Origin of the sequence: Burkholderia sp. AU15512 (assembly GCF_002223325.1) — a bacterium.
GTDB lineage: Bacteria > Pseudomonadota > Gammaproteobacteria > Burkholderiales > Burkholderiaceae > Burkholderia.
This window is the reverse complement of the sequence record NZ_NKEX01000006.1, coordinates 787859-803520: the sequence shown is the minus strand read 5'-3', so window position 1 is coordinate 803520 and position 15662 is coordinate 787859. Positions and strand designations below refer to the sequence as shown.

General features: G+C 59.5%; 13 protein-coding genes. 4 read left to right on the top strand and 9 right to left on the bottom strand.

The genetic code is table 11. The features are described from left to right. Position 1: 1 nt before the first annotated feature. From CFB43_RS22970 to CFB43_RS22930, 9 genes are all read right to left on the bottom strand, one after another. Entirely contained in the window at positions 2-1219 is a 1218-nt protein-coding gene (locus CFB43_RS22970) for an FAD-binding protein (RefSeq protein ID WP_179254886.1), read from the bottom strand. A 9-nt stretch (positions 1220-1228) separates the two neighbouring features. Further along, positions 1229-2716 (bottom strand): FAD-linked oxidase C-terminal domain-containing protein, encoded by a 1488-nt coding sequence (locus tag CFB43_RS22965; protein WP_179254938.1) that lies wholly within the window; start codon positions 2714-2716, stop codon positions 1229-1231. Between the two features lie 352 nt (positions 2717-3068). Continuing rightward, positions 3069-4367 carry a c-type cytochrome gene (locus tag CFB43_RS22960; protein ID WP_226272109.1) on the bottom strand — a complete coding sequence of 433 codons (1299 nt, stop codon included), beginning with the start codon at positions 4365-4367 and terminating at the stop codon, positions 3069-3071. Then, positions 4364-6667: a xanthine dehydrogenase family protein molybdopterin-binding subunit gene (locus tag CFB43_RS22955; protein ID WP_256990113.1), complete on the bottom strand. Its 2304-nt coding sequence runs from the start codon at positions 6665-6667 to the stop codon at positions 4364-4366. Before CFB43_RS22955 ends, CFB43_RS22960 begins: the two co-directional genes overlap by 4 nt. Further along, entirely contained in the window at positions 6619-7113 is a 495-nt protein-coding gene (locus CFB43_RS22950; RefSeq protein ID WP_089496690.1) for a (2Fe-2S)-binding protein, read from the bottom strand. The genes CFB43_RS22955 and CFB43_RS22950 overlap by 49 nt, the downstream gene beginning before the upstream one ends. Before the next feature lie 368 nt (positions 7114-7481). Beyond that, positions 7482-8459 carry a quinone oxidoreductase family protein gene (locus tag CFB43_RS22945; RefSeq protein ID WP_089496689.1) on the bottom strand — a complete coding sequence of 326 codons (978 nt, stop codon included), beginning with the start codon at positions 8457-8459 and terminating at the stop codon, positions 7482-7484. A 357-nt stretch (positions 8460-8816) separates the two neighbouring features. Continuing rightward, positions 8817-9197, bottom strand: a complete 381-nt coding sequence (locus CFB43_RS22940) for a BON domain-containing protein (protein ID WP_089496688.1) — start codon at positions 9195-9197, stop codon at positions 8817-8819. Positions 9198-9360: 163 nt separating this feature from the next. Then, positions 9361-10188, bottom strand: coding sequence for an alpha/beta fold hydrolase (locus CFB43_RS22935; protein ID WP_089496687.1), 828 nt, complete (start codon positions 10186-10188; stop codon positions 9361-9363). A gap of 55 nt (positions 10189-10243) precedes the next feature. After that, a complete protein-coding gene (locus CFB43_RS22930; RefSeq protein WP_082138633.1) occupies positions 10244-10666 on the bottom strand; it encodes a DUF3331 domain-containing protein in 423 nt (140 codons plus the stop codon). 555 nt (positions 10667-11221) lie between these two features. Here CFB43_RS22930 and CFB43_RS22925 point away from each other — a divergent pair. From CFB43_RS22925 to CFB43_RS22910, 4 genes are all read left to right on the top strand, one after another. Beyond that, entirely contained in the window at positions 11222-12043 is an 822-nt protein-coding gene (locus CFB43_RS22925) for an alpha/beta fold hydrolase (RefSeq protein ID WP_226203241.1), read from the top strand. A gap of 898 nt (positions 12044-12941) precedes the next feature. Further along, positions 12942-14369: a winged helix-turn-helix domain-containing protein gene (locus tag CFB43_RS22920; RefSeq protein WP_179254885.1), complete on the top strand. Its 1428-nt coding sequence runs from the start codon at positions 12942-12944 to the stop codon at positions 14367-14369. A gap of 135 nt (positions 14370-14504) precedes the next feature. After that, positions 14505-14882 carry a response regulator transcription factor gene (locus tag CFB43_RS22915; protein ID WP_089496684.1) on the top strand — a complete coding sequence of 126 codons (378 nt, stop codon included), beginning with the start codon at positions 14505-14507 and terminating at the stop codon, positions 14880-14882. Between the two features lie 97 nt (positions 14883-14979). Then, the gene (locus tag CFB43_RS22910) at positions 14980-15645 is read left to right on the top strand and encodes a response regulator transcription factor (RefSeq protein WP_089496683.1); all 666 of its coding nucleotides are present in this window, start codon (positions 14980-14982) and stop codon (positions 15643-15645) included. Positions 15646-15662: the final 17 nt, after the last annotated feature.

Below are 15662 nucleotides of genomic sequence, written 5' to 3'. Positions count from 1 at the left end.
GTCACGCCACTCCCGCAGCGAAGGGTACGAGCCGGCCTGGATTAAGCACTCGGTTCGGATCGAAGATTCCGCGCACCCGTTCACCGAGCACACGCAGCGCTGCGGGATGACGATGAAACGCGCCGACCGTACGCCGCAGCGTCGCAGGCGCTCGCAACAAACAGGCACGTCCGCCTACTGCATCAGCAGCGCGCCTGAGCGCCTCCGCTTGGACCGCAGCATCTGCCTCGCCGGTTCGCAGGAACACAAGGCTACCGCCCCAATCGTAGATCGCGTCACCCCCCATTGATTCGACGATTCTCGCGGCTTGTGTGCCAGGTAGCATGAGTCGCCATATGCATGTGTTCGGGTCGTCAGCGAACTCCTGCAGATTGCGCAACGCACGCCAAAATTCACGACTCGCGTCGGTGCCTATCGATTGAATTGTGAAGGATCGCCCCAGGTGCTTCACGAGCGCCTTCGCACGCGCCGCTAACGACACACCGAAACCTTCCAGCCTTAAAGCCGTGGTCTGGGCCTCACGACGCGCGCCGCCGATATGAGCTGCGGCACTAACGTCGAAAGGCAACTGCAGCGCATCGGTCAACAGTTCGATCGCCGCCCCGTCGTCGAGCCCGTCGATCAGCAAAGTGATCTCGTCCAACCATGCCGGCTGCAGTTTCAAGGTGACAGTCGTCAGCACAGCCAGCGTTCCGAACGAGCCGGCCATCAACCGAGGCAAATCGTAGCCGGTCACATTCTTGACGGTGCGCCCGCCCGCCTTGAACGCCTCCCCTCGACCGTTCACGCCCTCCACGCCAAGCACCGCGTCGCGCACCCCACCCGAAGATACCCGGCGCGGTCCGGAAAGATTGGTGGCGACAATACCGCCAATCGTGCTGCGTCCCGCCTGCTCCCCAAACAACGCGCCGTAATCCGGGGGCTCGAACGCGAGCTGTTGCCGGTGTGCGGCCAGAGTCTCGTGTACCACCTCGATAGGCGTGCCAGCCCGCACTTTGATCACAAGTTCCTCGGGTTCGTAGAAGTCGATCCCGGAAACTGCAGACAAATCCAGCAGCGCGTCGGCGCTGATCGGCTCGCCGAATCCGCGTTTTGTCCCACCTCCGACGATCTCGAAGGAGCGGCCATGAGTATCCGCGTCTACGACGATGTCGACCAGATCTTCCGCATCACGCGGGCAGATTCGATCTAGTGTTAGGGGATTGTCGGTCGGTATCATTTGCATATCCTAGAAGCGGGGAACATCGGCAAAGCGCACGTTGCCGTCACGCATACGGGTGCGGCCCAATTCGACGCAACGGCAAGCTGTCGGGAACACCTTGCCAGGGTTGAGCAACTCATTCGGATCGAATGCACACTTGAGCCGTTGCTGCTGCGCAATGTCGTTCGGGTCGAATTGGTAATGCAGCAAATCACGCTTCTCGACACCAATGCCATGTTCACCGCTCAGCACACCACCGAGATCGACGCAGGCTCGAAGAATGTCCGCGCCGAATGCTTCTGCCTTCTCGAGATCACCTGGAATGGCAGCATCGAACAACACCATCGGATGCAAGTTGCCATCGCCCGCGTGAAAGCAGTTCGCGTACTCGAGCCCATGCCGTTTCGACAACGCCTCAATCCGATTCAATATCTCCGCGAGACGGCGACGGGGAATCGTTCCGTCCGTTACGTAGACATCCCGCGCGATCTTTCCCATCGCACCGAATGCAAGCTTGCGGGCACGCCACAGACGTTCGCGTTCAGCTTCTGTCCGGCTGACCTTCAGGTCGACAGCACCAGCGTTGCGGGCGATGCGCTCCACCTGCTCGACCAGCGCATCCACCTCGCTTTCGGTGCCATCCAGTTCGCACAGCAACAACGCCTCGACACCGGGGGACGGCATCTCACCGAGCAACGACGCCACCGCTCCGATCACCCTGCGGTCGACGAATTCGAGTCCGGCCGGCACAATGCCGCTCCCAATGATGTCGCCGACACACCGGCTCGCGTGGGCGACATCGACGAAACCCAGCGACACGACGCGCGCTAGCGGTGGTTCAGGCGTCAGCCGCACCGCGATTTCAGTCACGACGGCCAACAGACCTTCGGAGCCGATCAATGCACCACAGAGGTCGAACTCGCCGTCCGCGCCACCAACAAACGCACCGCCCAGCCTGAGTATTTCGCCCGTCATCAACACGATTTCCATTCCGGTAACGTGATTCGACGTGACACCATATTTCAGGCAATGCACTCCTCCTGAGTTCTCGGCGACGTTTCCCCCGATCGTCGAAATTGCCTGACTGGATGGGTCCGGCATGTAGCAGAGGCCAAGCGAACGAACCGCCTCGGTCACCCGGATGTTCTGCACACCAGGCTGAACACGCGCGACACGATTTGCGGCGTCGATATCGACGATACGGTTCATGCGGGCTGTGCCGAGCAAGATGCCATCCTCAAGCGGCAACGCGCCGCCAGACAGCGACGTACCCGATCCTCGCGGCACAACCTTGATGCGCGCGGCGTGGCAGTACGTGAGTATTCGGCTAACCTGCTCCGTCGTGTCGGGGAGAACTACAAGTAACGGCAATGCCGTATATGCGGTCAGACCATCGCACTCGTACGGGCGTCGCTCCGCCTCGCTATCGAGCACCCATTCTTCTCCAACGATCTCTCGCAAGTCTTCCGCAATCGTGGCGCGGCGATCGATAACGGACGAATCGACAACAGGCATTTTCACGTTGGAAGCTCCTTCGGCGACTGGTTGTCCAGACATGCGGGCACGACCAACTTCGGGCGCACCGTCCATTCAATAACTTACCTGCCAATTAGATAACTCAACCCAATCAAAAACAACTTAATCTTTATTAATTCATTGACGAACTTTTCGAATATAAACTGGTTCGAATCGATGAAAAATCGCAACCAACCTTTCAGTTGATAGAATTTCTTTGGCGAAAAATAATTTTTTGCACAGATCTATAACCCATCAACCAGCGATCATCTTCTAAAAACGAAGAATATTCGACCGCATAACAGGCGGATACTTTTTTGATCGAAACAGAATACGAATCAATCAATCCGATTTATTTTCTGAATTCCGCCACTCGATCTGGCGTAACTTGCCCTCTCTTTCCGCTGAATTGAGCGATCGTGTAGTTTGCGACTGCAGCAATCTCGACATCACTGTATGCGGCACCGAACGCAGGCATTGACGTGGAAGGGGCGTCGTCGCGGCTGTGCGACCCATCGAGCAGCAAGCCTATGAGGTTGTCGCCGGCCGGGTCGCTCAGGGCATGGGCCCCGGCTAGACTGGCACGCTTCATTTGCTGCCCATTTCCATCGTAACCATGACAACTCACGCAGGCAGCTTCGAATATGCGCTTGCCGACACCGTCACCTCCAGGTACGGTTGCCCATCGCCCCGATCGCGCGAGTGTTGACGATGCCACGGAAATGGCCGCCTCCGGATCGCTACGCTGTGATGGGACGGTCCGCAGGTATGTCACCATATCCTCAATGTCGCGCCGTGGTAGTCGACCAAGACTCATCTCGACCGCCTCTCGCATACTGCCCGACGCCGCGCCATGGCCGACTGCATATCCGCTTGACAAATACTCGACGAGATCCGAATCGCTCCATCCACCGATTCCGGTGTCGGGATCAGAAGTAATGTTCCACGCTTTCCAACCATCCACGACACCACCCGACAACATTTTCGCGGTCTTCGTGGCGAACAACATATTTCGCGGTGTGTGACATTCCCCGCAATGGGCAAGGCCATTGACGAGATAGTTTCCACGGTTCCAGGAGATGCTGCGCGTCGGATCGGGAGTGAATACCTTGTTATCGAAGAAAAGTAACTTCCAGGCCCGCATCAATCGACGCTGATCAAAAGGGAAGGCGAGGTCATTCGACGGTGCCGGCGTATGGACCGGCTCCATCGTTGCGAGAAACGCTCGGATCGCCAATGCGTCATCATTGGAGAGCTTTGAATACGACGTATATGGAAACGCAGGATAGAGATCTTCGCCATGCCGCCCCACGCCTTCGCGCAAGGCTCGTACGAACTCCGCGTCGCTCCACGCTCCGATGCCGTAGGTTCTGTCTGGCGTTATATTGGGTGCGTATATTTTGCCGAATGGGAGCTTGAAGCTCGTACCGCCCGCGAACGGCCGACCGTTCGGTACCGTGTGACATGCAGCACAGTCTGCAGCGGTAGCAAGATAACGACCTCGAGCTATTAACGCATCGCCTCGTGGCAACACCGTACTTGTCGAGACTGGCTCAAGGCGATGCGGCCAGAAAAAGACCGACGCCAGGCCGGCGAACGCCGCACTTCCCAGGGCGATCGCGACCACCCATTTTTTTTGACGGAGCATCATGCGCGTCTCCCGTCGAATGCAGAAATCGATGGTGGACGTCGATTTTCCCCTTTGATCGCCAACGCCGGCCTGTTGATAGGCAGACTACGCTGCCGCACCCCGGTCGCCGCGAATATGGCATTCGCCAGCGCTGGGGCAGCCGAGACCGTTCCGACTTCACCGAGTCCGCCCGGCGACTCCTCGCTCGGCATGACGATTACCTCGAATGGAGGCACTTCGTTCATGCGGATCTGACGATAGTCATGGAAGTTGCTCTGCTGGACCACACCATTTTCTATCGTGATCGCGTTATAGAGCGCAGCCGAGAGCCCGAACAACACGCCACCCTGGACTTGCGCCACAACGCTGTCTGGATTGACGGCGATGCCACAGTCAACGACCGCCGTAGCTCGCCGCAACCGAATATCTCCTTGTGGATCCACCTCGATCTCCACCACGAGTGCAGCGTGCGTGCCGAAACTGTCATGCAGTGAGACACCTCGGCCGCAGCGTGGTGGTAGCGGGTCTCCCCAACCGGCAGCCTTTGCCGCTCGATCGAGCACGGCTAGCGAACGGGGGTTTTGGCGCAGGAGCGCACGGCGGTATTCGATCGGATCGCGTTTCGCGGCATGCGCGAGCTCGTCCAAAAAGGATTCGACAACAAATACGTTATGAGTCTCCCCGACCCCGCGCCACCAATTCAGTGCGACAGGCCCATCCTGCCTCACCCAATCGGAGCGCATCGCGGCAATTTCATAAGGCAGGTCTGCCGCACCGGCCACGGCATCATGATCGAGTTGACCCTGTGGCCACGGCTTGCGATCGTAGTATGGACGGACGGTCGAGCATCTCGTGCGGTGTATCCAAGCTGCCGGCATACCGTCCGCTCCGAGCGTCGCAGAGATGGTGTCATGATATGCAGGACGAAAGCGATCGTGCTGGATATCCTGTTCACGCGTCCAGATCACCTTGAGCGGATACGTGACTTGGCGCGCAAAGCGCACCGCTTGCTCGATCGTATCGACAGCCAGTCGGCGGCCAAATCCGCCACCAATCAGGTGATTGCGAACAACGACCTGTTCCATCGATAGACCGGTGATCTGTGCAGCAACAATACGTGCTGTCTGCGGCACCTGCGTGCCAACCCAGATATCGCACCCGTCTGGCCGCACGTGAACCGTCGTGTTGATCGGCTCGAGTGCTGCATGCGCCAAGTATGGCAGCGTATAAACGGAATCGATCCGGTGATTGCCGGCCTCATTCAACTTGCGTTCCGGCTCGCCGACCTGCTTGCCGAGTATAGGTGTACCCCGCGCATCTCGTAGCTCGTTCGCGAGCGCGCTCGAGGTCAGCGCAGCATTGGGCCCGGCTTCCCATTCGACCTGCAATTGCGCCAGCGCACGACGCGCTATCCAATAGTCTTCACCGACCACTGCTACGGCATCGTCAATTCGCAACACGTCAATCACGCCTGGCATTGCACGAGCGGCCCGGTCGTCGACGCGGTGGACCTTGCCGCCGATGGTCGGACTCATCAGCAGTGCTGCAACACGCATTCCTGCGACTTGTACATCGATCCCGAACGTAGCGGTCCCGTTAACCTTGGCCGGCGTATCGACCCGCTTGGTTGATTTGCCGATGAGCCGGAAACGTGAAGGTGGCTTCAACGCGACACGCGTCGGCATTGGCTGCCGGCGTGCGGCCGACGCGACTGCTCCAAAAGACAGCGTTCGCCCGGTCGGATCGTGGGTGATGATCGCGCGCGATACGGAACATTCCGATGCAGGAACATGCCACCGCTCGGCCGCGGCCCCTACCAACATTGTGCGCGCGGCCGCACCGGCACTTCTTAGCGGACCGAAATAAGCCCGAACCGATGTAGAGCCCCCTGTGGCCTGTGCTTTCAGAAGCGACTGAGTATAGGCATGAGCATCGGCGGGCGCCATCACGACCTCGACCTGGTCGAGTTCCACCTCGAGTTCCTCGGCCAGCATCATCGCCTCGCCGGTAGCGATACCCTGCCCCATTTCGACGCTCGGCACCACAAGCACGATTCGCCCATCGACACCGATGCGAATGAAACCATTTGGGACAAAACCATCAAAACCCGTACCCGACGCGTCGAGGGCACCGACAGCAGCAAGATCCGGTTCTCTCATAAACGCACGCGCCGGCGCCGCAAGGGAAAAGCCAACCAGCAACGCGCCTGCCGTCAAGAACCGACGGCGTGCGATGTCAGGTAAGGTAGCTTCGTCAACAGGCCCATACGTTTTCATGTTGCCACCTTGATTGCTGCACGAATGCGCGGGTACGTACAGCATCGGCACAGATTTCCTGACATCGCTGCGTCGATGGCCGCATCGTCGGGATGGGGGTCGCGCATCAGCAGGCCAGCAGCCGACATGATCTGCCCAGACTGGCAGTAACCGCACTGGACTACTTCAAGCTTGAGCCAGGCCGCCTGGACCCGCTTGCCGATATCGGTTTTACCGATTGCTTCGATTGTCGTCACTGGCCCGTTGACGTCAGACACCGGCAAAACGCACGAGCGCACCGGATTTCCGTCCAGGTGCACCGTGCAGGCACCGCACTGTCCGATGCCGCAGCCGAATTTCGTACCGCACAAACCGACCATCTCGCGCAACGCCCACAGGAGCGGCATGTCAGGGGGAACGCGAAGTTCAGTGCGCTGCCCGTTGATGACCAGTGACGTAACCGGCCACGGTGAATTCGTCTGTTGCTCCAGTATTGGCACTTGCTTTCCCATTGGCAGTCGTCCTTGATCAGCGGATGCGGTTAATCGCACGCCTTTGTCACCATGTCCCGCGAGTCATGGAAATTGACACTCACAGATTAGGGGATTCCATAACGAGACTCCTGAATCTGCCTGAATCGTTCTTGGAGAATGAAACGAATCGACTGGACGAGGAAGAAGGTCCGGCAATTGGGCATTGATCTTCGAGTACCGTCGGACACGCCATCGTCGACCGTACGCCAATTGCAAACCGATCGGTTCGCCGGCAGACAGACCTGTAGCGCCTCGACACAACAGACCTGCAAGTGGCAACCGCATGCGGCTCATCTGAAATGCGGATTGGGTATGTACCGCGATAACGCGCGATTCGAGGACAACGCTCAGGGTTTTAGCAGCGTCCGATAAGCTGCGCCGGCACATGCAGTCCGATACGCGCGCACCGCGTCATCGAGGTCAAACATGTAATCGTCGTGAATTGGAAAAGGTCTCAACGCGCCACGCTCAAATGCGGGAAGCAGCTTGTCCAGGATGACCGCACTTTTGCGTGCATCGAGACCGAGCGTGTTGGCTCCAACATAGCTGTGCTGGTCACGATAGAACGTGGAGATATCGAACGGCACCGTCCCCTCGGCCGTCGAAATGAAGATCTGTGCACCACCGGCCGCCATTACCAAATTGGCTTGCTCGAAGTACGGGCTGCCGATCGCGTTAAATACGATGTCCGCACCATGTCCATGTGTGACATCACGCACCATCACTTCGAAATCGCTCGAAGACGCATCGATCATACGTACCTTGTTGTTCGCATGACCAAGGTAGGCCGGTGCTGCACGCTCGGCAGCTACCGTGGTGGCGCCCACCATCGTCGCGAGTTGAATCGCAGCTTGTCCGACAATTCCGTTGGCACCGATGACCAGCACCACATCCCCTTTATTGACCCCACCAGCCCGACGAAAACCCTCGAATGCCGTAACAAACGGCACACCGACTGTCCCGGCTTCGTCCAACGTCAAGTTAGCAGGCTTTTCGCGCACGCTATGGAGCGGAATTGCAAGATAGCGCGCGTGCGTGCCGTCACGCCGGATTCCCAGATCGGCGCCGCTGCCCCACACCGACCGTCCAACAAGCGCCGGTGGCCCATCGATTACTCGACCGGCATAGTCGCGACCTGGTGTGCGCGGCCACACGGCGTGTTGCATTAGGCCAAGCATTGCGTTCACGTCACTTGGATCAACGCCGGCACTTGCAATTTCGACAATGCATTCCGAATCATTCGTTTCGGGAAGCGATTGTGTCTCAACTTCCAGGCGCAAGGTGTTTACATCATTGCTGCTCTCAAGGACGCGAACGCGCCTCATTCGTCTGCCTCTCCAGGAAGCTCCAACTGCCGAAATGACGTTCCGAGTACAGCCGCATACGATCGCTCACGAACTCGGGGATAGTCGCTTAAGATGGGGCTAGCATCAGAACCTGCGATGACCGTGGGAGCGCCGCCTGGCGCCACGCACCGATGAAACTCCCGAGATGTCGACCCGACCGCTGACTGTGCGACAGTCGCACTTGCGGTGTTCAGCTGCTCACTTATGCAGCAGCTTCGAGAAGCTCACCGTGTGCCTGACATTGCTCGGCCAGGCCGTTGCGCTCGAACGCAACGGCCATCCTGGCTATCAATACTCCGCGTTCTCGCCGCCATCAGATCAGGTCTGGCACAACGCTCAGCTGCCGCCTTCGGTAAGCGTCAGCCGGTTGCTCACCGACGTCACACCCGGTACCGCACTCGCGCGCTTTTCTGCAAGCTGGATCTGCGCATCATCCGCAGTCTCGCCGGTCAACGTCACTGCGCCGCCTTTGGCAAACACGACAATGCGTGTCGAATCCAGCGCGTGATCCTGCTCGAAACTTTTCCGCACGCGCTTTGCAAGAGCCCGATCGGCGGCTTTCGCTTTCTTGCGCGAGGCGACAACAGCAGGATCCTTATGTTTCCGGGCAATGGCGGAAGATCCTGGCTCGGCGGGTGCATACGCAACCGATGCGGACGCTATCGAAGGAGCCGCTACGACTGCAGCAATGAAAACGGAAAGAAGGCTAGATTTCATGTGATTTCCTCAGGGCTATGATGAACGTTGCAGAGCCTGCTACGCGACGCAGAAATCGAATTCCACTGAGCGATCACCGTCGTCAAGTGCACTTACATGCGGCTGGAGTGTTCGTTCGGAATCGACACAGATCGCGCCATTTTTGCTGCCCAACCGAGTGCGGTTATTCGTGCGCTCGCACGAAAGCAAGCAGATCTTCATTCAGTTGCTCCGCATGCGTCAGGTACAGTGCGTGTGGACCACCTTCGTATTCGCGTAGAGTCGCGTGAGGCACACGATTGGCTGTCGCTCTTGCCGTAAGCCCGATCGGTGCGGTCTGGTCATCATCGCCGTGCACGATCAACGTCGGTACATCGAGCTTGTTGAGATCTGCACGGAAATCCGTTTCTGAAAACGCATGCACACAATCGAGCGTGGCGTTCAGGCCTGCCTGCAGCGCCATGTACGTCGTCGCGTCAAGCGCCGCGCGTGAGACTGTCGAACCGGCTCGGTTGGAACCGGTGAACAACGGCCAGAAATTCTCGAGAAAGGTGGCGCGGTCGGCGAGTATTGCCGCGCGCATGCCATCGAACACTTCGACCGCGACGCCCTCCTGATAATCGTCGCGCTGCGCAATCAAAGGCGTAACCGCTCCGATCAGCACGGCCTTCGCCACGCGGGCGGTGCCGTGTCGAGCGATGTAGCGCGCAACCTCGCCGCTCCCCATCGAGAAGCCGACGAGCGTAACCTCGCGCAGATCGAGCTGATCGAGCAAGGCGGCGAGATCGTCAGCCAGCGTATCGTAGTCGTAACCTTGCCACGGCTGGCTGGACCGACCGAACCCGCGTCGGTCGTATGCGATACATCGAAACCCCCGCGATGCGAGGTGATGCATCTGAACATCCCACATATCAGCATTCAACGGCCAGCCGTGAATGAAAACAACCGGTTTACCGGAACCCCAGTCCTTGTAGTAAAGCGAAACGCCATCGTGGGTGGTGAACAGACTCATAGTTATTTCCTGACAGGTTGGCGGTCGGCGGATTGGCCCGCGACCTGAATAAATATCAATGGCGACTCAGTTCGACGATCAGCCGTTCCAGTTCGGTCGTCAGAATCATCTCCGCACCGTTCGCCGGTCTTCTTGCGCCACGCCACTGCGGCTTGTAAACAGGATCGCCCGGGCGAATGACGCGTCCACTCAACGCGCAGAGCGCTCGCATTCGGGACTTCGCGTTGATCCAGCGTTGCTCGTCGTAGCGACAGCACGTCGGATCACTCCAAGATACGAGAACGGACGACTCGGTCTGGCGCTCGACGGAAACGATTGAGCTCCGCGCTCGCACGTTGCCGAGCGATTGCATAGATGCGACATCGCGTCGGCATCGTCCGGCGACATCGACACTTTGACAAACCGGCAGATGACTGTCCGTGCCGAACAACGGGGCGAACTGCGTAATCATCCGCTCCCAGCGACTGATCTCATTCATGGCAAGGCATCCTCGCAAATGACGTGGGTGACGCGTCCCCGTGTCTGACCGCTGCGTCAGTCGTGACGCCTCCTGGCGTGAAGCGATACGGGTAGGGGGGACGATTCGGGACCAACGATAGCGAGACTCCGTTGAAGCGTCCTTTATCGTTTCTGAAACTTTCTTGCCGGCGCGCTCGCACGGCGTGACCGTGGCGCTTTCATGAAGATTGAGACAGCTTTCAGTACTTGCCGCCTCAACACGATCTAGGCTGCCTACCGCGCTTGTCAGTACTCGGACGAGGTCCGATTTCGACGGCGCATCACTGCCGACCCGGTGCCACCGCCTCGCGCCGGCAGCCTTACCCGCTCGTTCAACGCGGCATCATCCGCCGCACGCACCTGGAGCCCTTGGATGCGCATTCCGCAAACTGAAGTTCCGCCCTCGCCACGGCGACGCGACATGATGCTCGCCGGCGCCACAGCCCTGGCGGCGGCAGCCCTGCCCGCCGCCGCGTCGGCCGTCAGTCCGACGAAACATTCTTCTGCCACCTCGGCCCATCACGGAGTCAACGCAATGAACACGATCACCACGAAAGACGGCACCCTGATTTACTACAAGGACTGGGGCACCGGCCGTCCGGTTGTTTTCTCCCATGGCTGGCCGCTTTCCGCGGATGCGTGGGACGCGCAGATGCTGTTCCTCGTCCAGCGCGGCTTTCGGGTCATTGCGCATGATCGGCGCGGTCATGGACGGTCGAGCCAGCCGTCCCAAGGCAACGACATGAACACCTATGCCGATGACCTCGCTGCGCTGATAAACGCCCTCGATTTGCGCGAAGCGACGCTCGTCGGCCACTCCACGGGCGGCGGCGAGATCGCGCGCTACATCGGTCGCCACGGTACGGAGCGGGTCGCCAAGACCGTCCTCATCGGCGCGGTGCCTCCGCAAATGGTGAAGTCGGCGAGCAATCCCGGTGGCTTGTCGATGGAGGTGTTCGACGGCATCCGCAAGAACGTCGCCGAGAACCGCTCACAGTTTTACAAGGAACTCGCAGTGCCGTTCTTCGGCTTCAACCGGCCGAATGCGAAAGTCTCGCAAGGGACGATCGACGCATTCTGGAGCCAGGGCATGATGGGCGGCGCATACGGTCAGTATCTGTGTGTCAAGGAATTCTCGGAGATCGACTACACCGAAGACCTCAAGAAGATCGACGTGCCGTCGCTGATCTTGCATGGCGATGACGACCAGATCGTGCCGATCGGTGACTCGGCTGAGCTATCGGCCAGGATCGTCAAGGACGCCCGGCTCAAGGTCATCGCCGGAGCGTCGCACGGGATGTGCGTCGTCAACGCGGACCAGATCAACGCCGAACTGCTGGCGTTCCTGCAAGCCTAATCGTGCGATACCGCGCAAGGGGCCGCTGGAGCCGGCGCGCGCGGCTGCAGCAGCCTCGGGCCCCGCTTTTGCGTGGCGACATTGCCGGGTTGCGCGCTGACGCCGCTCCAACTGGAGCGGACAACCCATAATCCAGTCGGCATGCATGACGCGCGATGCGCAGACCGGAACGCACACGTTACCGACCCGCGCACCGCGGCCATCCGATCACGGCTCCACTGGCAGCGGTGCGTACGATGCTCTACGTTCAGCGAACCCTTATGTCGGTAGGTTCGACTTCGGTTGCGGCCCGAGGTCATGCGCCAAACTCACCGATGACTCCCTGCACGCTCGCGCTCTGTCGGGGCGCGGTCGTTGCCACCTGTACTAAGCTCAACGGCGACCGGAACGATAGCGCCATGTCTTCACATGTCGGGTGACACGGCAAGCCTCGCCGTGTCGCTCACACAGATCGACCGTGCGTTTCACCTGTTCGTCAGAGAATCGCTCGGCGATCCGCTCCAAAACGCAAGCTGACGATAGCGACAGCGCTCGGCGCGAGCGTGAGCCGGGTGGCGGCTTTCGTGCCAACGCCTTGATCTCTCCTCGACATTTCGCTGCCTGTCGGCTTCGGTTCTATGGCCGTGCAGTTCCTGATCCAGCTCGTCGTGCATTTTCGATCGGACGATGCGCGTGGACGCGTGGTTGCCGCAATCATGACCGGTCGATCGGTCATCGGGTGACAGTGCGACATTGGCTGGTCGATGTTCGGCAGGTGTAGCCAACTTAGACACATGGATAATAGCGACATACCGGCTCCCGAAATACGATGGCGACAAGTTCTCGGACCGCCTGCCACGCGTCCGGGCGAGTGCTCAACAGACGGCGCGCCTGCGCTATTTCATTGAATGAGCAAAACATGCATACATTCGACCGGGTAGCGGTATCCCTCGAAAGCCGCGAAATTTTCGTGAACGGCGACGTACACCATATCAGCATGCGGGCATTCGACATCCTCGAGTTGCTGATCAAGGCGGACGGACGACTCGTCACGAAGGACGAGATCATGGACACGGTCTGGCCGAATACCTTCGTCGTTGAGAACAATATCCAGGTTCATATCTCGGCGCTACGCAAGATTTTTGGGGGTGGTAAGCATGGCATCATCAAGACGTGTGCCGGACGCGGCTACCGGCTCGCCCGCCCGGTAGAAGCACCGTCTGGCGGCGGTTCGATCGATAGGCCAAGCCGCATCGCGGTCGTGCCATCCGTCCTCGTCGGTCGTGATTCCGTGATCGCCGGCGTGCTCGATTCCATCACGTCCGAGAACATCGTGACGCTCTGCGGCCCAGGCGGGATTGGAAAAACTACCGTCGCCCACGAATGCGCCCGGCAGTTCTCGGCCGGCTCAGGCATGGCCGTTTGCTTGGTCGACCTGTCCGACGGTCACCCGTACGAATCGGTGTTGCATGCCACCGGACGCGCCTTGAAGGTGACGCCGACCGATCTCGACCACTTGCTTGCGACGCTCGACGCGCGGCCGACTTTGCTGTTCTTCGACGGCTGCGAGCACGTCGCCGACGAAGTCGCGGAACTCTGCACTACCCTTCATGCTCATCTCCCTGACACCCGTATTCTTGTGACAAGCCGCGAGCCGCTGCGGATCGCACGCGAACGGGTGTACCGGATTCCTCCGCTGGATTCACCGGCCGCGGGCGCCTCCGGCGAGGACGTACTAGCCTGTAGTTCGGTCCAGATGTTCCTGAAGCGCGCGACTGCGACTGGTTCGGACATTTCGCTCGATCCGTGTACGCTGCAACTCGTCGCATCGATGTGCCGCGCGCTCGACGGCATACCGCTCGCGCTGGAACTGGCAGCTTCATGTGTCGCTTCGCTCGGGATTCCGACATTGAGCGCCGAACTCGATACACGACTCCTGGAGTTGCCCAACCTGTTGCGCGCCGCCCCGCCGCGACATAAGACGATGGGAGCGGCGCTTGACTGGAGTTATCGGTTGCTGGACGATGACGAACGCACGCTACTGGGACGCTTGTCGGTCATCGATGGCCCATTCGAACTGGCAACCGCCCACGCAGTCGCCAGTTGTGAGCGCTTTGGCTCAGCGCGAATGCTGAGTGGTATCGTCGGGCTGGTGGAGAAGTCGCTGATCCTGACCAGCCCGACCGCCAAATCGCAGCGCTACCGGCTGCCGGGGCCGACACGGGCCTACGCTCTGAAAAGACGGATGGAAGCGGGCGAACGCGGCGAACTCGAACATCATCGCCCGTATCGCGAACCCGCAACCTACGCCCCTGCCTCCGCATCGGCGTCGCAGGCCACAAATTGACGTTGCCGCAAGTCGCGAACCCGGTCGATTCAGGGCTAACCCGGTTTGTCCGTTCGGTGCAATTATACGAACGACTAATCGCGGCGAGCCGAATCTGTCTTTATTATTACAGCCTGCCTCGTAAAGTTCGCGCTCATGGCCTTCGTTTGCATTATCGATGATGACGCGTCGGTACGGAAAAGTCTCGAAAGCCTTCTCAAGGCGGCTGGACATACAGCCTTGTCGTTTGCGTCGGGCGAGGACTTTCTGCTTTCCGACCAACGATTTCACGCCGCCTGCATTCTTCTCGACTTCAAGATGAAAGGAATGAACGGCCTGGAAGTCCAGCGCGCGCTCAAAGAAAAAGGGGCGCGTACGCCGGTCATCATCATGTCCGCCCAACGCGACGAAGATGTCGTCAAGCGTGCACTGGATCAAGGTGCGTTAGATTTTCTGCGCAAGCCCTTTTCGGATGACGATCTATTGAATCTGGTCGACCAAGCGACGTCCTCGGGCCCCGCCGGGTCCTGCTGATTCCGCGTCGAATCGCTGTGATATTTCAACCGCATAGAATGTCGGGAGCCGTGGCGACATGATGCACGCCGGTTTAATCACCCCGAAGGAATCCAGAATGACAAGCGAAACAAGCACGATATCGCCGCACGTGCCAAACCATCCGCCTGTCGTTTACATCGTCGACGACGACGAAACTTTGCGTCGCTCGCTCGACTCTCTGCTGCGCTCGGTCGGACTGCACGTCGAAACGTTTGCGTCGTCGCGTGACTTTCTCGCCTTCGATCGACCGGACGCTCCGAGCTGCCTGCTACTCGATGTGCGCCTCCGCGGAGAAAGTGGTCTCACCTTTCAGGAAGACGCCACGCGAAACGGGTTGAACATTCCAATCCTGTTCATGACAGGTTTCGGCGATGTCCCGATGTCGGTCAAGGCAATGAAAAGCGGTGCAGTCGACTTCCTGACCAAACCGTTTCGCGAGCAAGATCTTGTCGACGCCGTCACGCACGCCCTCGCGGTCGATGCCGCGAGGCTCGATGCAGCGCGCTCACTGACCGGCCTACGCGCCGCATACGCTTCTCTGACGCCGCGCGAACGCGAAGTCATGGGATACGTCATCACCGGCCTGATGAACAAGCAGATCGCGGGGCACCTGAACCTGCACGAAATCACCGTGAAGGTCCATCGCGGTCAGGTGATGCGCAAGATGGGCGCACGCACGCTGCCCGATCTCGTCCGCATGGCGCAGGCGCTCGGCGTCGAACCGCACGACATCCGGAAATAATAACGGGCTGCTGCCAC